This window comes from Citrobacter sp. CtB7.12, assembly GCF_001297795.1.
Taxonomy (GTDB): Bacteria; Pseudomonadota; Gammaproteobacteria; order Enterobacterales; family Enterobacteriaceae; genus Citrobacter_A; species Citrobacter_A amalonaticus.
Map to the genome: position 1 here is coordinate 174364 of NZ_LIFT01000009.1, position 19172 is coordinate 193535.

At 46.9% G+C, this 19172-nt stretch carries 20 protein-coding genes; 7 read left to right on the top strand and 13 right to left on the bottom strand.

Annotation, left to right across the window (positions count from 1 at the left end; genetic code table 11):
• Nucleotides 1-212 precede the first annotated feature (212 nt).
• The 3 genes from AOY24_RS13570 to AOY24_RS13575 form a co-directional block, all read right to left on the bottom strand.
• On the bottom strand, nt 213-746 hold the full coding sequence (locus AOY24_RS13570) for a hypothetical protein (RefSeq protein WP_152967202.1): 534 nt from the start codon (nt 744-746) through the stop codon (nt 213-215).
• Between the two features lie 137 nt (nt 747-883).
• Complete coding sequence (locus AOY24_RS25190) at nt 884-1054, bottom strand: hypothetical protein (protein WP_156595792.1); 171 nt, start codon at nt 1052-1054, stop codon at nt 884-886.
• A gap of 281 nt (nt 1055-1335) precedes the next feature.
• The gene (locus AOY24_RS13575) at nt 1336-1767 is read right to left on the bottom strand and encodes a DUF6530 family protein (protein WP_054176804.1); all 432 of its coding nucleotides are present in this window, start codon (nt 1765-1767) and stop codon (nt 1336-1338) included.
• A gap of 273 nt (nt 1768-2040) precedes the next feature.
• On the opposite strand from AOY24_RS13575, the gene AOY24_RS13580 reads away from it, so the two are divergent.
• The 3 genes from AOY24_RS13580 (at nt 2041) to AOY24_RS13590 (ending at nt 5760) form a co-directional block, all read left to right on the top strand.
• Entirely contained in the window at nt 2041-2643 is a 603-nt protein-coding gene (locus AOY24_RS13580; protein WP_054176805.1) for a site-specific integrase, read from the top strand.
• A gap of 162 nt (nt 2644-2805) precedes the next feature.
• Nucleotides 2806-3699 carry a hypothetical protein gene (locus AOY24_RS13585; protein ID WP_054176806.1) on the top strand — a complete coding sequence of 298 codons (894 nt, stop codon included), beginning with the start codon at nt 2806-2808 and terminating at the stop codon, nt 3697-3699.
• Between the two features lie 633 nt (nt 3700-4332).
• Nucleotides 4333-5760, top strand: a complete 1428-nt coding sequence (locus AOY24_RS13590) for a PqqD family peptide modification chaperone (protein WP_054176807.1) — start codon at nt 4333-4335, stop codon at nt 5758-5760.
• A gap of 155 nt (nt 5761-5915) precedes the next feature.
• Here AOY24_RS13590 and AOY24_RS13595 read toward each other — a convergent pair whose 3' ends face one another.
• The 8 genes from AOY24_RS13595 to AOY24_RS13630 form a co-directional block, all read right to left on the bottom strand.
• Nucleotides 5916-6392 carry a fimbrial protein gene (locus AOY24_RS13595; protein WP_054176808.1) on the bottom strand — a complete coding sequence of 159 codons (477 nt, stop codon included), beginning with the start codon at nt 6390-6392 and terminating at the stop codon, nt 5916-5918.
• 710 nt (nt 6393-7102) lie between these two features.
• Nucleotides 7103-8254 (bottom strand): lactaldehyde reductase, encoded by a 1152-nt coding sequence (gene fucO / locus AOY24_RS13600; protein WP_042324719.1) that lies wholly within the window; start codon nt 8252-8254, stop codon nt 7103-7105.
• Between the two features lie 17 nt (nt 8255-8271).
• Nucleotides 8272-8724, bottom strand: coding sequence for a MaoC/PaaZ C-terminal domain-containing protein (locus tag AOY24_RS13605; protein ID WP_042324723.1), 453 nt, complete (start codon nt 8722-8724; stop codon nt 8272-8274).
• Nucleotides 8725-8745: 21 nt separating this feature from the next.
• Nucleotides 8746-9078 carry an L-rhamnose mutarotase gene (locus AOY24_RS13610; protein WP_198034315.1) on the bottom strand — a complete coding sequence of 111 codons (333 nt, stop codon included), beginning with the start codon at nt 9076-9078 and terminating at the stop codon, nt 8746-8748.
• Nucleotides 9079-9097: 19 nt separating this feature from the next.
• Nucleotides 9098-10000 carry a dihydrodipicolinate synthase family protein gene (locus AOY24_RS13615; RefSeq protein ID WP_054176809.1) on the bottom strand — a complete coding sequence of 301 codons (903 nt, stop codon included), beginning with the start codon at nt 9998-10000 and terminating at the stop codon, nt 9098-9100.
• Between the two features lie 48 nt (nt 10001-10048).
• Entirely contained in the window at nt 10049-10918 is an 870-nt protein-coding gene (locus AOY24_RS13620; RefSeq protein WP_054176810.1) for an amidohydrolase, read from the bottom strand.
• A gap of 19 nt (nt 10919-10937) precedes the next feature.
• On the bottom strand, nt 10938-11993 hold the full coding sequence (locus AOY24_RS13625; RefSeq protein ID WP_054176811.1) for a Gfo/Idh/MocA family protein: 1056 nt from the start codon (nt 11991-11993) through the stop codon (nt 10938-10940).
• A 16-nt stretch (nt 11994-12009) separates the two neighbouring features.
• Nucleotides 12010-13020, bottom strand: a complete 1011-nt coding sequence (locus AOY24_RS13630) for an L-rhamnose/proton symporter RhaT (protein ID WP_054176812.1) — start codon at nt 13018-13020, stop codon at nt 12010-12012.
• A gap of 266 nt (nt 13021-13286) precedes the next feature.
• On the opposite strand from AOY24_RS13630, the gene AOY24_RS13635 reads away from it, so the two are divergent.
• From AOY24_RS13635 to AOY24_RS13645, 3 genes are read left to right on the top strand one after another with little or no spacing between them, the layout of a single operon-like run.
• Complete coding sequence (locus AOY24_RS13635; RefSeq protein WP_054176813.1) at nt 13287-14429, top strand: extracellular solute-binding protein; 1143 nt, start codon at nt 13287-13289, stop codon at nt 14427-14429.
• Between the two features lie 2 nt (nt 14430-14431).
• The gene (locus AOY24_RS13640; RefSeq protein ID WP_054176814.1) at nt 14432-15586 is read left to right on the top strand and encodes a CaiB/BaiF CoA-transferase family protein; all 1155 of its coding nucleotides are present in this window, start codon (nt 14432-14434) and stop codon (nt 15584-15586) included.
• The gene (locus AOY24_RS13645) at nt 15586-16707 is read left to right on the top strand and encodes a CaiB/BaiF CoA-transferase family protein (RefSeq protein WP_054176815.1); all 1122 of its coding nucleotides are present in this window, start codon (nt 15586-15588) and stop codon (nt 16705-16707) included. The genes AOY24_RS13640 and AOY24_RS13645 overlap by 1 nt, the downstream gene beginning before the upstream one ends.
• Nucleotides 16708-16849: 142 nt before the next feature.
• Here the strand turns inward: AOY24_RS13645 and AOY24_RS25395 are convergent, their stop codons facing one another.
• Nucleotides 16850-17587: an IclR family transcriptional regulator gene (locus AOY24_RS25395; RefSeq protein ID WP_054176816.1), complete on the bottom strand. Its 738-nt coding sequence runs from the start codon at nt 17585-17587 to the stop codon at nt 16850-16852.
• 1 nt (nt 17588) lies between these two features.
• Nucleotides 17589-18305: a FadR/GntR family transcriptional regulator gene (locus AOY24_RS13655; protein WP_042324884.1), complete on the bottom strand. Its 717-nt coding sequence runs from the start codon at nt 18303-18305 to the stop codon at nt 17589-17591.
• A gap of 424 nt (nt 18306-18729) precedes the next feature.
• Here AOY24_RS13655 and AOY24_RS13660 point away from each other — a divergent pair.
• A partial coding sequence (locus tag AOY24_RS13660; RefSeq protein ID WP_054176817.1) for a DUF1349 domain-containing protein occupies nt 18730-19172 on the top strand: 443 nt, incomplete at its 3' end.

A 19172-nucleotide genomic window follows, 5' to 3' on the forward strand; every position in this document is an offset into this window, starting at 1 on the left:
CAACGGGGAGCAGGTCAATATGGCCAAGTTACTGAGCAGTCGCAGCAGCTGACCGGTGCCGCGAGAGCTGAATATCTCGAAATAGGAAGAGCATTCCGTGTGGGCTGTAACTTAAAGATCAGAACTTAAGTGATTAGCAACCAGGGTCAGTTTGGTAAGCGCTAAACGTACAATAATTCCCTATATCCTAACGGACCCCTTAAACGACTTAATCAACTTAATCGAGGAATAATATCATTTCGAAAAATCTCTAGTGCAGTTTGGCCATTAGGTTTATAGCCTAAGATCCCGCTCAGAGGTTCTAATGAACCTCCGATAGCAATGGTCGTATACTTAATATGGGTTTCTCCAAATGTTGCTATCCGGCACGGGAATGTATTCATCACTTCATACATTGGCCTTAGTTGGCTCTGAATAGCTTTACGAGCAGCATCACCGCTTAAACCGTACATATTTAGGGTGTCATGCTCAATAACGTCTTCAGGTTCCCATTGACCGTTAGTATAATCTGTAACCAATGCTATTTCTGGAAGATACCTATTGACTCTTGGTTGGTACGGTTGCATTTTGATGGTTAAATCTACGATTGCAAAAGGTGGTGCAACAACAATGGCATGTGCTGCTGCCATCCCACTTCCATCGGAGGGTGACCAAAACCAGATGGGCTTAATTTTTGATGACTGAGGGAAATCAATCTTAACCGCTGAATTGGTTACATAACTCCAAATACCCAATTCTTCCAGCATTCGACTCAGCATACTAGACACGTCAACACAAGCTCCAAGTCTTCCATCTTTCTTAATAGCCTTATGTAAGGATTCAGCACAAATTATTATAGATTTCTTCGCCCTTTCTAAGTACTCATCCTCATAATGTTTAGACTCTACATACAAAGCATATTTTCGAGAAAGCGTGGGTCTTTTTTTTCCTGCCTCAAGAAATTAGGATCATCACAAAAACCGGGATTTGAATAATCTATCCCTAGATTTTCAAATTGTGCCACCAATTGTTTTTCAACTTGCTTATTTGAGCCTTTCCAACTAATCCCGTTCATGAGTATCCCTCAGCATGTGTTTGCACTTACATTATCAGCCGATTCTATCACAGGAGAGGTGACCTGCTCCCCATTGCTTAACATGCATCGTAGTAAGTATGCATTCCGAACCTCCGCTGTTCGCTCACAGCGGACCTTTAGCTCAGTGGGCTTGTCTGTACCGTGCCAGGGGCGGAAGTTGTTGCATGGGAGATATGTCCTTAACAGGGAACAGGTCAGGGATACTATGGAACGTATCATTAAGAAGGCCGCTCAAGTGGCCTAATACTCAATTAAATGAGTTAGTACCCGAGTCTTTTAAGTTCTAACGACAGTCGCTTGAGGCTTTGATCAAGACTCTCATGATTTTCTTTCAGCTCCTTTTTCATTAACCCAATGTGATGAGTTAGATCAGCGTTATCTGCTGAGCGGGTTACAGGAAAGTCATCACTCGAAGACAATCTGCCATTTTTGCTGTAGTCCATTGTGATGCAGATAAGTGTTGCCAAGTCGATAACCCGGTGAAGGGGGAGTTCTTCAGACTGACGTGACCATTTTTCTCCAGTGTTCCGCCAGACTTTGGCTGAAAGCTCTGTCCAGCCCGGACCGTTCCACTGAGCAATACCAACGGAGAGGCCCATGGCATCAGTATCATCAGCATATGGGCCGTCAATGCGGTCATAGTTTTCAACCTGAATAATAGGTTTGTGTTTTAAATGCGCCGGGATTTTCATGCAAATCTCTTTCTATGATTAGGTGATTAATAAAATATATAAATTATTTAATTAGTAAATTTAGTAAGTGAAACAATTTGTGTATTTTATTTTTTATCATATAGTTAGTTATAATTTCTGTCAAAATTGAGGCCAAAGCAACTTGTGAGTTACTTTGGCCTGAACAGGACGCTCAGAATATTTATGATGACTTAGGACGGTAGGCGCAACGTCAGCTCCTAGCTCATAAGGGACAACCATACTCAAATCTCCCACATTGCAGGAGATTTGAGTATGAACACGTCACCGTGGAACAAAGACCGTATCATCGGCCAAAAAAGACCACTTCAGATATCTCATATCTGGGGGATCCGAATCCGGCTTGAACTGGAAGGTAAAACGCGCGATTTAGCTCTGTTCAATATGGCCCTGGACAGTAAGCTTCGAGGCTGTGATCTGGTCAAACTCAAAGTATCGGATGTGGCATATGGTAGCTCGGTTTCAAGCAGAGCAACGGTGTTGCAACAGAAAACCGGTAGCCATGTGCAATTCGAGATAACCAAAGGGACAAGAGAAGCTGTTGCTGCATTGATAAAGCTTGGCAATTTGCACAGTAAAGACTTCTTGTTTCGGTCTCGGGTCGGAACTAACCAGCACATTTCAACCCGGCAATACAACCGAATCTTTCATGGGTGGGTAGAAAAGCTTGGTCTCGAAGATTCGCTTTACAGCACACATTCCATGAGAAGAACAAAACCTTACCTGATCTACAAGAAAACCAAGAATCTCCGGGTGATCCAACTTCTGTTGGGTCATAAGAAACTGGAAAGCACAGTCCGTTATCTGGGCATTGAAGTCGATGATGCGTTAGAGATCTCTGAATCGATTGAAGTCTAAAGTTGTCAGGGCTGCAACAGCAACCCTGTGCCAGTTGCGGACATCCATAGGAGAAATAAGCGATCAGTTCTTAAATTCGTTGTAATTTTTTTGTATTCGCAAAGGGATTTGTGTTGGTTGTATAATTACCTAATATTCATACAGTTGAATGGGGGATGGGGGATGAAGTTCTCGCACAGACATGGTTTTGATCCTGAGTATAGTAAAAAGCCGATACGGGAAGATGCTCCAGAGTGGCTTCGCTCTTTATTTTTTGTAACTGTCCTCGATAATTTTTTGTACATTGATGGTGATAGCCGCATTGCGAATGATGAGAACAAGCCTCTGGGTATTAAGGCTTTGATCGAGCGACTTTGCGCAGAGAATGGTCAAGAAACAGATCAAGAGGATTTCGATTCATGGTACTGTCATGATGCTTTGAAAGCACGTTTGCAACATATGCATTGGTTTCAATTTTACGATGCTGTTGAGATCATTGGAGATCTATTAAGAAAAAGAGATGTAGAGAGAGGCCATACTTGGGGTAAGAAGGTATTAGAAGACATTACTTTTACATCATATCGTCAGAAATTGAACGAGTTATTCGCATCTCGAAATATTGACTGGAAAATGAATTCTGCTGGTAGGTTAGAAACACCATTACCAAATGAACTAGAACAAAAAATAGATGAAACTAATAACTTATTGCAAGACCAGTTTGAACCTGCAAGGAGGCACTATGTGAAAGCCCGGGCTTTTGCATTAGGTGCGCATAAGGATCCAGAAAATTCCATAAAAGAATCGATAAGTGCAATAGAAAGCATGTGTCGGACGTATTATCCGTCAGCCTCAACCCTAGGCGAGGTATTAAAACTGATGAGAAAAGAAAACACTATCTCACCTATGCTATTAACTGTAATAGAAAAATTTTACGCATATACAAATGCAGAACCGGCAGTAAGACATGGTAGCAACAAGGTTTCTTCTGTCTTGGAATACGATGCTGAATTCGTGTTGCATATATCAGCAGCATTTATTAGAACAATAATACAAAGAAAAGCTGTTTTGGATAACTAAGCCAGACTTACAGCCAACTGACCGTTTCTTATTATTCAAAACATAATAATGTTAGGTCCGCGCCTCGCTCTCAGCAGACCTAGAGTGAGAAACAGACCGTTTTGGTCCAGAGATGACGTTATGACACGGTTGGCAGGATATCTAAACATGCTTGGTGCGCTCCTTACACCGGCACCGTACCGCTGTTCTGTCAGTTGTTTTCCGTCACCGTTATATTGCAGCTTTGCATCTGCCCTGCTTGGTCAGCGAACATCAATCGCCGCCGCTCAGCACGCGCCCGCTGGTAATCGTGGAGAAGTTAGCCCCGTCCCGGCTCAAGGTGTCGTTACCCTGCAACAGGTCGCTGATGATCATTGTTTCAGCCCATGCTAGCAACAAGTTGACTCTTACAAAACTAGGGAATAACATGATAACCTTACATTTTATGAGGATAATATGTATGAGTTATTCAAAACCGGCAGTTTTAGCGAAAAGTTCTGCATACAAGGCGGAATGCCGTCCTAACAATAAACCCAGCGGCAGGCCCTGCAACCCTCCTGGACCTGGTAATCGTTAATTTCGCACTCTGACTTACAGCGAAGCGGCGACAGTTTTCGTCGCTTCTTTATTTATATACAGCCGAAATATAATCTTATGTATTTTAAACTCAAATCAAATGTACTATTCAGGAATTACGGTGATTATGGCTACATTACGGATGATAGAAACTACAGATACGTAGAAGATGAGGTGATAGGGGAACGGATTGTTTCAGAAAGTGGCGCTGTGTTTTTATCTACTTTAAATAAGACGCCAAAGTCTACTCTTGATATATGTACTGAACTACTTGATAAGTTCAAGGATGTCAGCATTGAAATAATAAGAGATGATGTCGAAGAGTTTTTCTCTGAGTTAGTTTGTGATGGTTTTTTGTGTAAAGGTGAGACTTCTGCTGAATGTAACAGCAATGATTATGTTTTTACATATAAAGATATAAATAGTAAAGTAAAAATCGACATAAGTAAGGATGATACATACAATACAAATGAGTTCCTTGAAAAGCATGAAAGCGAAGTAAATCGCTTGACCAGCGTACATATAGAAATCACCAGTAAGTGTAATGAGCGATGTATTCATTGTTATATCCCTCATGAGAAAAAAATAAAAACACTGGACACAAAAAATATCTATGCTTTGTTGAAACAATGTAAAGATATGAATGTGCTGCATATAACTCTGAGCGGAGGGGAGCCTATGTTGCATAAAGATTTTTGTGACATATTAAAGCAATGCAGGGAGTATGATTTTGCTGTCAGCGTTCTTACTAATCTCACGCTCCTGACTGATGAAATCGTGACAGAGATGAAGCTGAATGGATTGTTGGGGGTTCAAACATCGCTGTATTCAACAGATCCGGTCATTCATGATTCAATAACAAAAATGACAGGAAGTTTTAAAAAAACTAAATCATCAATACTTAAGTTGGTCGAAAATGACATACCGTTACAGATCAGTTGTCCAGTAATGAAACAGAATAAAAATTGTTACCACGACGTCATTGAATGGGCGAAAACATATGGGGTTGCTGTCAGTTATGATTATGCTTTGATTGCCGAATATGATCATTCAAATAAAATCATCTGTAATCGACTCTCATTAAATGAAGTCAGTAAAATTATCAAGGATAAACATTCTGATGATAAAGCTTATCTTGATAAATTGAAAGATGACCTAGTTAATAAGAGTCATGTTGATCCGGAAGACCCTATCTGTTCGATTTGTAGTGTATCTGTTTGCATTGCTGAGAACGGAAACGTTTATCCCTGTGCTGGCTGGCAGTATTGTGTTTTAGGTAACATTCTGGAAACATCATTAAATGATGTCTGGCTTTTTTCTAGGAAAATAAATTTATTAAGAATGATAAAAAATAAAGATTTCCCCGAATGCATGCAATGTGATCTTAAAGGTATCTGTTCAATGTGCATGGTAAGAAACGCAAATGAAGATTGTAATGGTGACTATTTGAATATTAATGAATATTTTTGCAATATAACGAAAATGAAAAAAGAACTGTTAAACTAACAGCCCCCTAGAGGTGCTGATAGGCTCGCTCCATACGGCCCTTAGCCTAAGGCAATAGGCACAAATTAGTTTGCTCCCGAGCGCTGAGAGAACCCGGCCGAACTGGTGATGTGGGTATCAGTACTACCACCACTTTTGCCCTGAACATACAATGTTTATCCCGGCAAAACGCAAGCGATTTGCTGGGAACAGTTCCAATTGTTTAAGCCTCCCCAATGTAAGCATGAATTCCGAACTTCCGCTCCTCGCTCAGAGCGGACCTTCTGCTCAGTGAGTTTTGTTGCCGCATCTGTAACCGCAGTGTTCATCAAACGCCCGTCCGCCGTAACGGTACTCCCGGGCTGGAAAAAGGCCTTCGCCGCGGTGGCTTCCGGTGCCCCTCCTGCGCAGCCACTCAACTGCAGTGAAAAACGGGTATCACCATCGGTTGACCCTGGAGCAACCAGAGCAGTGGCATTCCCGGAACGTAGAGAAACATCAGCATTCTCTCCTGCGCCACCAATATTCACATTACATGTGGTACCAACAATGGAACCAGTGAAAGTGATGGTTCCGGTATCTGACGCTATTGCCGGTATGGATAACAGCGCCATACCAAAACAGGCAGATAATGAGACATATTTCATCTGCATGGATAAAACTCCATTTATAAAATTAAGACCATAAAAAAACCGTGCACACGTTAAACACCTGCGCCCCCCTCTTTGAACGACATAAGGAGGAAATAGAAAATAAAAAACGGTAAACTTACTCTTTCAAAATAGATTTTTCACTAAAAGAAAAAGGAACCGTAGCCATACCGTCGATTTAGAATATACATGTGATTATAAAATTCCCGCAAAAAGATATAACTGATCAATTCCGCACCACATGATAGGCAGCACCTATCATCGTTCGTTTTTCTATCGTTGAATCAGATCATATCGTTAACAGAAAAGATGATAATTACTTTATAATCATAATGTTAAACATATAACCAGTGAGAGCGTAGCAATACAAAAGACAAACACAAAACAACAATATAGTCACATATCACATATCTGACAGCATCGTTTAAATAAGCTCATTTATCCTTTGTTTAGATTGAAATTAATTAGAAAACCAGCTTGAACAGTCAAAAAAGATATGATTTAGGATATTTCTCATCACAAAGAAAATCCCCAAGGCGGCTTTAACATGAAATTAAATCACCATTTATCTTTTATATCAAAACAGGCTTCACAGGTACCTCTGCATTATTTAAAAAAACCAGAGGCACCTTAACTCGTATACATTCTCATAGCTGTTCTATAAGAACATACATTATTCTATCTCTAGTACGATGCCAAATTCCCGAAAACTGTCACATCGCCAGTTCATAGAGCGCTTTAATTTCTTCTAAAGAGGCCGTTCGTGGGTTGCCGCCCGTACAAACATCGTCCAGAGCCGCCTGCGCCAGCTGAGGAATATCCTCCTTGCTTGCGCCCGCGAGGGTAAGCCCTTGAGGAATGCCTACCTCACGACACAATGCGCGCACAGCATCAACAGCCAGCCTACGGGCATCAGCAAGGTTAACGCTATGCGCATTTTCTACTCCCATCGCATGGGCTATGTCGCGATATTTCTCCCCGGTATAGTCGGCATTCCATTCCATGACATGCGGCAGCAGAATGGCGTTGGCAACACCGTGGGGCATGTTATAGAACGCCCCCAATGGATGTGCCATCCCATGAACCAGACCTAACCCCACGTTAGAAAAGCCCATCCCGGCAATATACTGCGCCAGCGCCATCCCCTCGCCTCCTTCAGATTTACCGGCCACGGAATCGACCAGGCTACGGGAAATCAAAGATATCGCTTTCAGATGCAGCATATCCGTCATCTCCCATGCCCCTCGGGTCGTGAATCCCTCAATCGCATGTGTCAACGCGTCAATCCCGGTGGCGGCTTTTAAGGCTGGCGGCATGGTGGCCATCATGTCGGAATCAATGATCGAAACCAGCGGAATGTCATGCGGATCGATACAAACAAATTTCCGCCGCTTCTCTTCATCGGTGATGACATAGTTGATAGTCACTTCCGCAGCGGTACCCGCAGTGGTTGGCACAGCGATAATCGGAACACTGGGCTTCCGGGTGGCGGCAAATCCTTCCAGGCTGCGAACATCGGCAAATTCCGGGTTATTAATAATAATCCCGATGGCTTTACAGGTATCCTGTGGAGATCCGCCGCCAATGGCGACCAGGTAGTCAGCCGAAGCGCGTTTAAATACCTCAACCCCCTTCTGTACCATGGCAATAGTCGGGTTAGGCAGAACGTCGGCGAAAACGTCAAACTCCAGCCCAGCGTACGTCAGCAGAGAGGTGACTTTATCCACCGCACCACACTCCACCAGTACCCGATCCGTCACCACCAGCCCTTTTTTGTATCCTCTGCGTTTGACTTCATCAACGATATGGTTAATCGCGCCGGCGCCAAACCAGGCAGTTTCATTAAGTATCATTCTCCAGGTCATGATTCACTCCTTTTGATTTAATTCGTAAAATCCCGTTTTTCTACCAGCAGCACATGCTGCGTCGCCATCACGCACTCATCGCGTTGATTAACGACCTCGAGCTTTTCCGTCACAAAGCCATATTTTGCATTACGCGGGTGATCGCGTTTTTCGCTAATAGATATATTGACTCGCAGGGTATCGCCAATAAAAACCGGGTGCGGAAAACGTAATTTCTCATAGCCATAAGTCATGGCTTTAGAATTAATGACTCCGGCCGTCATCCCAACGGCGATGGCAAACGTTAAAGTTCCGTGGGCAATACGCTGGCCAAAAGGCTGAGTTTTACACCACTCAGCATCCATATGATGAGGATAAAAGTCACCGGTCTGCCCGGCATGAATAACAATATCGCTTTCAGTGATGGTACGCCCCGTTGTTGTCCGACACTCAGACAGGGAGAAATCTTCGAAATATTTATCGATAAACATAATTTTTACCTCGACAGTCGGTTACTCCAGGTGATAAACCTCTTCCATTGATGCCCACAGCTCTCCATCTTTTCGGCTTTCAAGGGGCGTCAGGCAGGGAATACACTCATCCCACCAACGCTGGGTAACCGGATCTGCGGCCATCTTCGCCATATCTTTTTGATAATCATCGCCGTGATATTCGTAATAGCTAAATAGCCAGCCATCCTTAAAGTAAATTGAGTAGTTAGAGATATTGCAGGCTTTAATCATGGCGTTCACTTCCGGCCACGGATTAGCATGTAGCTGTGCATAATAGGCATATTTTTCTGGTTTAACCTGAATTACACCACCGAACCGTTGGATAGTCATCATATTAACCCTCATAAATTTATTAGATAATGGCGCTTTGCTTTAGCATCTCACGAACTTTAATTTTCCGTTCTTCCGTTAATGGTCCGGTTGGGCGCAATGAATTAACCGGTACATCGAGACCTGTCAGCTGCAACGCATATTTAATGACATTATAAAACGGCACATCCAGGCCATAGAGCGGAGGGATCCAGGAAAGTCGCTGCTGCAAAGCGACGACTTCACTCAGTTCCCCATTTCGCCAGTGCTGATAAATACCGCAGGTCAGTTCCGGGGCAAAGTTAGCGCTGGCAGGGATCGCGCCGTCGCCGCCTAAAATTAAGGTACCGAACAGATATTCATCGTAGCCGGAGAACACAGCAAAATCGGGCCGCATTGGCTTAACGGCATGAATAACCTCGCGAATATGATTTAGCGTATCAACGGTATCCTTCAGTCCTACGATATTCGGGCATGCCATAGCCAGTCGCTGGATACAGGAGACGGGTATCGCCTGACCGGTCAGCGCCGGAAAGTTATACAGTATGATGGGCAACGGCAGTTGTTCAGCAATATAGCGGAAATGCTCGAACAAGTACTCTTCAGCCAGCGGGTTGTACCATGGATTGATAACCACAACGCCATCCGTTCCCGCCTCCAGCGCTTTACGGCCAAACTCAATTGTCGCCTGTGTGCCCGGGCAAGAGATACCAACCAGCACTGGCTTACGGCCTGCGACATACTCAATACAGAACTGCATCACTTCCTGGCGCAAGCTGTCCGACATATGCGCGAATTCGCCAGCGCTACCGAGAAAGAAAAGACCGTCTACGTCGCTGGCAATCAGATGATCAATCAGCCTCGACATAGCCAGCCGATCTAACTGCTCGTGCTCATCAAACAACGTCGGAACCGGAGGGATAATGCCGCTAAATGTTGTACTCATGTGTCACTCCTGATGTTCTAAAAGATATCGGTTAAAAACACCCTCGCGTCATGCTTCCCTTAACCGATAGAGTTGTTGCGCATTGTGGCTAAAAAAACGCGTTTGCCAGGCGCTTCCCTGCGCATCAGTAATGCGTATAAGTGTGTTGACCCATGGGACGAGCCCTGTATTCAGCGAACAGACCGGAAAATTACTGGCGAAAACGACCCTGTCGGCGGTGAACATCTCAAGACACTGCTCCACAACCGGGCGAACACCATTGCAATCACTACCCGCAGGAATATTGACGCCGGAAACTTTGCACCAGACATGCCGCTGCAGCGCCAACGCTTGCAAATTTCGCCGCCAGTTCGCCGCATAGCTGGCATCTTCCGCAAGGCGAACGCTATCAACATTACCCATATGATTTAAAACCAGAGATGTTGAAGTCCGTTCAGCCAGCACCACGGCATCCGCCAGATCTTCATTACGCAGGCATACTTCAAAACAGAGTCCCACGTTACCCAGCGCATTGACATTATCGATAAAGTCAGAAGTCAGGCAGGCTCCGGGCGGTTGGCTGGCAACGTGCAGTACGTGGCGTACGCCCTTCACCGCCGGGTGATATGCATCGCTATCCAGCCAGCGCGCTACCGCCCCGGACTGTTGCAGGTCGAGCGAGACAATGCCACCTTCAACAAAATTCGTCGGATCTGCGCATAGCTCGTGCAAAAAATGGCTTTCCAACCCGCGCTGCTCAGGCGCAACGTCAACTTCAACATACAGCGCACGATCGATGCACCACGTATCCTGCTCGACCAGCGCGCGATAATCCTGCCAGCTAACGTCATGGTTCAGCACCGGAACCGCGCTGAGCCACGGCAAACGAAAACGCGACAGATCCCAAAGGTGAAGATGGGTATCGGTAATGTGCAACATGCCGGACCTCCCGTAATAATCAGTATTTCACCACGGTCGCACCGCTGGCGTTTGACTGGTAGCAGGCTTCAACGACACACATGGTTTTCCACGCATCGTTGATGTCGTTAAGCCAGACATAATTCGGGTCTTCAAGTTTGCACTGCATGCCAGCCATCGGGCCAATAAATGCATCCGGGAACCAGGTACCTTCAACAGGTAAGGTTCGCCATCCTTTACCATCATCAAGGATAAATTCGAATTTATCGTCTGCGCCCTGTGGATAATTCAAAATAACCCCGATCTGAATTTTAATCGCGCCCCTTGTCCCTTCGATTTTAAAGAAACACTCCTGTTTATCCGGTGCATAATCATGGCCGTGATTCGTATGAATATTGGCGCGAATGACATCGCCGTAGTCCATGATGATCGATGAACGAGTTTGCGCCAGCTCCATCATTTTAGGATGCTTCATGGTTTTGCAATAAACGGACTCCGGGTCACCAAGGAAGAAACGAATCGCATCAATGTAATGAATGCTGTGATAATTGACCTCCATGCGCTCCTTTTCGAATAAAAACTTCCAGAGACTCCATGGTGTCTGGCAAATAACGCGCATTTCGACATCATGAATATCCCCCAGCAAACCTTCATCAATCATTTTTTTTGCTGCGATCATAAAGGGGGCACGACGTAGCTGGAAATTAATGCCAGCGGTTATATTTTTCTCATGACAACAATCAAGAATCGCTTTCGCCTGTTCGATAGATTCCCCCATCGGCTTTTGAATCAGCGCACCGACATCGGAAGGTAATTTCTGCAGGATAGGCAAAATCTCAGAGGCTGGTACGGCAATATCAAATACACAGCCCTCAGATTGTGCCAGTTCGATCAGCTCATCAAGCGTCTGGCAGGCATGAGGAATATCCCACTGGCTGGCCACGCTTTGCGCTTTTTGATAATCACGGTCATACAAACCGAGAACCAGGAACCCGGCTTTACGATAAGCAGGTAAGTGCGAGTCGGTGACGATCCCACCCGCACCAATAATGACCACAGGTTTACTGTATTGCGGCATGTCCAGTTGCGTTATCATTTCTTTATCCTCTTTTTTAAGCTAATCCGTTGGCATATCCGACGATAACGACGGAGAGAACCAAAATCACATTACCCAGAAGCATAACTTTTTTCGGTTTTTCATAGCCTTGCCATTCACCCGTTTTCAGACCCCAGGCGTTGGAAATAATAAGCGCCCCTGACAGGAACGCTATCCAGCCGATCACCGGCCCCAGGTCTCCCAGCAGCGCGGTTGACTTGGCATATAAGCCTAGCGCAGCAAACCAAATCCCCCCTGTTAACAACGCCTTAAACCATGCAAAGGAGGATCCTGGCCGGGCAAAATCACTAAACGTATTGTTTTTTCTCAGCACCCACAGCGCATAACCGATATTAGAAATAAAGCCGCCGGATGCAAAAACGATGACATAGGCGATCAGGCTGGCACTAACCGGATTGATACCATCCTCCACAGCCAGAGCACTGGCCCGACTGGCGTAGGTATAACCAACGTTCATTGCTGCGGTACCAAACCCGGAAGCCAGCGCCATGAGCAAGCCGCTGACGAACTTGTCATTTTTAACCCGCGACGCATCCTGTTTTGATTCTCTATCTTTAAGAATACCGGCTTTAGTAATCACCCCTACGCCAATAAGCATCACCGCCATTCCAGCCAGCAACCAGCTTAATGAATTAGCGGGCGGAATTTTATTAAGAATAAATAATGGAATTAATGAACCGAGAGAACATCCCACGCCGGTATTGATCCCAACAGTCAGAGACATACCGATATTATCAATACCTTTGCCATACCAGATAGCGCTTATTCCCCAAAGAAAACCGCAGGCAGCAGCGATAGCTAAAATCCAGCCAGGGGTAAGCAGTATATATTTAAAAAATCCCGGAACTTCAATCCACGTCCAGACAATAGGAATTATCAATATACCAATGATGGAAAATATCACCCAAAAGGCTTCCCAGGAAAATGGTCGATAGTTTTTCATACCAAGACCAAAGCTTCCCTGGAACATACAAGCGATCATCAAGACAAAAAATCCCGCTAGCATAGAGCTTCTCCTGTTAATTAGATTATGTATTCAAGAATTATCTTTACTCCGTTGTTCATATATGTGAATTAATGACCACAGATAGAAACTAATTGGAAACTAATCCTCGTTTTTTTTATGGTCAACCGAAAAAATTAATCAATTATTATTTTTCAATGTCGATCACAATTTCACCTAATCTGACTACAAAAGTATCAGTAGCTGTGACTCAATGGTAGTGCGGTAGTACCAATTTTATGTGAAGTTCATTACAAAAAGGAGTTCTTATGGTGACGTTGAGGGGCATTACCTGGGGTCATAGCCGTGGATTTACATCCGTAGTGGCCACCGCGCAGCGGTTTAGTGAGCTGAATCCTGATGTCGAAATTGTGTGGGAAAAGCGTTCATTGCAGGCCTTCGCCGATGGCGATCTGGATGAACTGGCGCGACTTTATGACCTGCTGGTTATTGACCATCCGTGGGCGGGGTTCGTCGCGGAGAAAGCGATTCTTTTGCCTCTTCAGGACTATTTACCAAAAGCTTACCTTGACGATCAGGCAGCAAATTCAGTGGGCGGTTCTCATGAAAGCTATCTTTTTAACGGTTTTCAGAGCGCTCTGGCTATCGATGCGGCAACGCCCGTCGCCGTATATCGCCCGGATCACCTGCAACAGGGTCAATTCGAACTACCGGAAACCTGGCAAGACCTGCTTGCCCTCGCGCGGAGCGGAAAAGTCATCTACGCCGGGATCCCGATCAACTTGTTGATGGACTTCCTGATGCTCTGCGCCACCCGAGGCGGTACCTGGTTTGATGAACAGAATATCTCCAGCCGCGACACCGGTATCGAAGCGCTTGAAGCGCTGCGCGAACTGGCCAGCTACTGTTCGAAAGAGATTTTCGACTACGATCCTATCGCCGTTCACGAACTTCTTTCGACCCGCGATGACTGGAGCTACTGCCCCTTCGCTTATGGTTATTCAAACTATTCCCGCGCCGGATATGCCCGTCACCTGCTGAAAGCAACAGACGTTGTCTCCTGGCACGGCGAACCGCTGAAAACCGTACTCGGTGGAACCGGCCTGGCGATTTCCGCAAAATGCCAGCATAAAGAAGCGGCTCTCGCCTATGCCAGCTATACCGCTTCAGCGGAAGTACAAAAAACACTGTTCTTTGATAATGGCGGCCAACCGGGACATCGTGGGGCCTGGCTTGATGATGAAGTGAACCGCCGCAGCCTGGATTTCTTCGCCGACACCCTTCCCACTCTTGACCGCTCGGCTAAACGTCCACGCTACAGCGGATTTTTGAACTTTCAGGATCATGCAGGCGATCTGGTACGGGAATATGTTATGAACGGTGGCAACAGCAGCGCCGTTTTCGCCAGCATGAACGCGCTTTATCAAACATCACGCGGCTTAATGGAGTAGCTATGCTTCCTTTAATAGGTTTAGTAGTACTGGATTTCAGTCAGTTTCTGGCCGGGCCTTCCGCTGCACTGCGCCTGGCGGATATGGGGGCCAGGGTCATCAAAGTGGAACGTCCCGGGGGCGGGGATGCGAGCAGAAACCTGAGTCTTAACAATCAGTGGATCAATAACGACAGCCTGCTTTTTCATACTATCAATCGTGGTAAAGAGAGTTTCATCGCCAATCTGAAGGAGCCTCGGGAGCTGGCGCAGGTTAAGAAGCTGATCGCCCAGGCCGATATTCTTATCGAAAATTTTCGCCCTGGCGTGATGGACAAAATCGGTCTCGGCTATGAAGAAGCCCGTCGACTCAACCCACAACTGGTCTATGCATCCGTCACCGGATACGGTACCGAGGGGCCCTGGGTTAAAAAGCCCGGTCAGGATCTGCTGGTGCAAGCCATGTCAGGGCTCACCTGGCTAAACGGCAACAAGGACCAACCACCGACGCCCTTTGCGCTGTCGGTTGCTGATTCGCTCGCCGGGGCACATCTGGTGGAGGGGATCCTCGCCTGCCTGATCCGCCGCGGCAAAACCCGGCTTGGTGGGCGGGTTGAAGTCAGCCTGATGGAGTCACTGCTCAGCATGCAGTTTGAGGTTCTGACCACCTGGCTTAACGATGGACACCAGCCCCCCTGCCGTAGCGCGGACAATAACGCTCATGCATATCTCGCCGCGCCCTACGGCATTTATGCAACCAGGAAAGGTTATATCGCACTCGCCATGGGCTCGGTGGTTGAGCTTGGCAAAATTTTGGGCTCCCCAGCCCTCACCGAATACCACGAACCGAACGAATGGTTCAGTCGTCGGGATGAGATTAAGCAGGTGATTGCCGGGATTCTGGCTGCGGAAAGCGCCTCTTTTTGGCTGGAAAGGCTCGAAAAAGCGGGCTACTGGTGTGCCGAAGTGAATAACTGGTCAACGCTGACGGCAAGCGAGGGATTCCGCGCGCTGGATATGACTCAGGATGTCCGACTCGATGACGGCAAAACGATCACGATGTTGAAATCGCCGCTGCGCTTCAATGGCAAGCGCACCTCATCTTCCCGTCCTGCGCCAGTGTTAGGAGCAAATACAGCGCAGATTCAGGCCGACTTTCACTTAGCGGAGGCTGATTGATGAAACCACTTACAGGCATTAATGTGCTGGATTTCAGCCAGTTTCTTTCCGGCCCCTCGGCGGCGCTTCGACTCGCCGACTTAGGTGCTAACGTAACCAAAATTGAGAATCCGGACGGCGGTGATATCTGTCGTAAGCTCTATATTTCTGAGCTGCAGATTGATGGTGACAGCTCGCTGTTCCACGCGATTAATCGCAATAAGAAAAGCATCACCGTGAATCTCAAGGACGAGGAGCAAAAAAGTGCCCTACGGCCCCTTCTGGAGCAGGCCGACGTGGTTATCTTTAATTACCGCCCCGGCGTCTCACAGCGCCTCGGCCTGGATTATGCAGCGCTGCGGGAAATCAATCCAGGCCTGGTTTACGGTGAAATTTCCGGCTACGGTGATAGCGGTCCCTGGGTTTCGCGTCCGGGCCAGGATTTGCTGGTACAGGCGCTTTCAGGGCTGTGCTGGCTCAACGGTGATAAGGATCAGCCCCCGCTTCCATTCGGCCTTTCCGTCTGCGATATTTTCGCCGGAGAGTATCTGGTTCAGGGATTAATGGCCGGGCTGGTACAGCGGGCCAACAGAGGTAGCGGATGCCTGGTCCAGGTGAGTTTACTGGATACCATCCTCGACCTGCAGTTTGAAGTTTTAACCACCTGGCTGAACGATGGCCAGCAACCGCCGGTCAGAAGTGAGGTCAATAATGCCAACGCCTATATTTCCGCACCCTATGGTATCTATCCTACCGCCGATGGTTTTATCGCGCTGGCAATGGCACCTGTTCCGCTTCTGGGTAACCTGCTGGCCTGTCCGGCGCTGCTTGAGTTTGACGAACCAAAAGAGTGGTTCAACCGTCGGGACGAGATCAAACGAGTTCTGCTGGAACACTTGCGACATAAGAAAAGCGAGGAGTGGTTAAGCATTCTGGAAGCGGAGGATATCTGGTGCGCTCAGGTGATGGACTGGCAGCAATTAATTGCCAGCGGAGGCTTTCAGGCGCTGAAGATGCTGCAGGAAGTTCGGTTAAAAAGTGGAAAAACACTGCAAACCACACGCTGTCCGATAAAAATCGACGGTGAGCTCTTCACAAGCGCCCTCGGCGCACCGCCGCTTGGTGCGCATAATCTGGGGTGATTCGGCAACACCCTGCGCTCTTCCCCCGGGGGCGGCGCAAGCGCTTTCCCCGGGCTACGGGGACGCAGATTTCTATGTGCAGGTAGCCCGGACAGATACACAATCGCCTCCGGGAGGATTCGACGATATGCTGAAACTGTCTCTATTGCGCCAGTATCCGGCACTCTTTCATCACCGCCAGCACATCATCAAGCACCAGCGACTCCCACTCGTAGGCAAAAGCGGTCACGCTAAACGCCGCGACCATTTTTCCTGCGCCAGAATAAATAGGCAGAGCAATACACGCCGCGCGTTCGTTGGCTTCTCGTTGCTCAATCGCGTATCCCTGCCGGCGCACCTCACCTAATTCAGCAAGCAATACCGGCAACGTCCCAATTGAATCAACCGTCATTTTCTCAAGCGGCGTTTCCCCATAAAGCCGCATAATCTCCTCATCACTGAATTGGCTCAGCAGCACTTTACCGACTGCGGTACAGTGCGCCGGGAGATGATTGCCGATATGTCGCATCAATGAGAGGTCGTCCTGGGCAAGCGCTTTCGCCAGATAAACCACCTGCCTGCCGTCCAGAATCGCTGCGTGGCTGGTTTTTCCCAGCCGTTTACTCAAAAATGCGGTCAGCAACCGCAAGTCGCGGACCAGATCGGTGCTTTCAATGCAGTTGGCGGCTATTTTTATCAGCGCCAGACCCGCATGATATAAGCGCGTGTCTGGCATATACAGTAGATAGTCGTTATCGATAAACTCCTGAATCAGACTATGAGCGGAGCTTCTGGGAATATCGAGGCTGGTTTGCAGTTCAGTAAAGCTTAACCCCTCCCGATGGCTGGCAATCAATTCCAGCAGGCGGAAGGCTCTCTCAGCAGATTTAACCCTGGCCATTTTATTTGTCTTTATTATCCGCAATGTGATCGTAGAATTTGCGCGAAGACTGATAGAAGGACTTCAGATTTTTACGCAACTGAACTTTATCCCGCAGGATAAAAGCCTCATGAATACTTAACCTCAGCTTAAAGCTGTGCGCCATCGCCCCGTCGGCGTTAAGCAATTTACGCGAGAAGTCCTTACGCAGCATCACAATGGTTTGCATCAACTTGTCATAGATCTGGTTGCCGCACAGACGGCCCATCAAGAGATCGTATTCATCAAGCAATTGATGGTAGGCTTCCGGCTTACCGTCCCCGGCAATCAACTCCGCCATCTGGTCAATTAAGGCCTGAAAGCGAATAAGGTCATCATGACTTACTACGCTAATCGCGGTGAGATAGACCTCTTCTTCTATCAGCTTTCTTGCAGCATAGATTTCATCAAGGTTGTGAATCTCTTTATGGAAGATCCAGGTCATCGTCTCTTCGGGAAGCTGCGGTTTGTTTTCGCAGACATAGCTGCCATCGCCGGGTTTTATTTCGATAAGCCCAATCAGCGATAATGCGCGCAGCGCTTCACGCACCCGGCTGCGCGTAACGTTGAACATCTCCCCCATAGCTCGCTCGTTCGGCAGGCGCTGGCCGGGCTTGAGCTTTCCGGAAGTAATTTGCGAAGCAATCTGCTCCATAATCTGCTCGGTAAGGGTAGTTTTCTTGAGTGCTGTCACATCCATGGCTTTTCCCATATGCAGACAAAGTTCACATCCTTGAATTTACGTTAGCTTTGTTTTTTGTGCAACAACTTGATGTCCATCATTACTTCGCACACAACCATCATGTATCTGACGTAAGGTAGCGAATTAAAACGACTAATATGAAGTCAGACTCAGAGTTTCATGCCTTTGAAACTCTTCTAACTTGGCAGGGCGTGACAAGAAAAGAATTATGGGGGATCTGCAACAGATCATCTTCTGTCATTTCATTACAGTATTAAGGTAAATGCCAGTTGGACCGTCGGTACATCAGCCACGATCCCAGAAACGCAGGAACCATTGTTCTGTGCAGTTAGCTATCAGGCTGAACCGTTATGCAAGTTCGAGATGCAACTGACATTTTATAATATCGTCATGCTGCGTTCTGGATGACAGGAGAATAATGATGAGTTGCAAGTTTGAATGGATCAATGAGCCCGCCATATGGCGCTACGAAAATAACGCCCTGTCGGTAATCACAGATGATCATACCGATTTCTGGCGTCGTACCTGGTACGGGTTTGAGCGTTTTACCGGTCACATCTACGCTACTGACGTAACAGGAGATTTTACTTTTCAGGTCAGGATCCGCGCAGACTTCACCACACTTTATGACCAGGCCGGAATTATGATGCTCTCTGACGAACAGCACTGGCTCAAAGCTGGCATCGAATTTAACGATGGAGCACCTGCAATCGGGAGTGTACTCACGCTGGGAAATTCCGACTGGGCTACAGGACTCTTTCCAGGGGATCCGAAGGAGTTCTGGCTGCGTCTGACCCGTAAGAAAGATGCGTTACGATTGCAGTACTCCTCAGATGGACAGCACTGGCCATTACTTCGCTTATG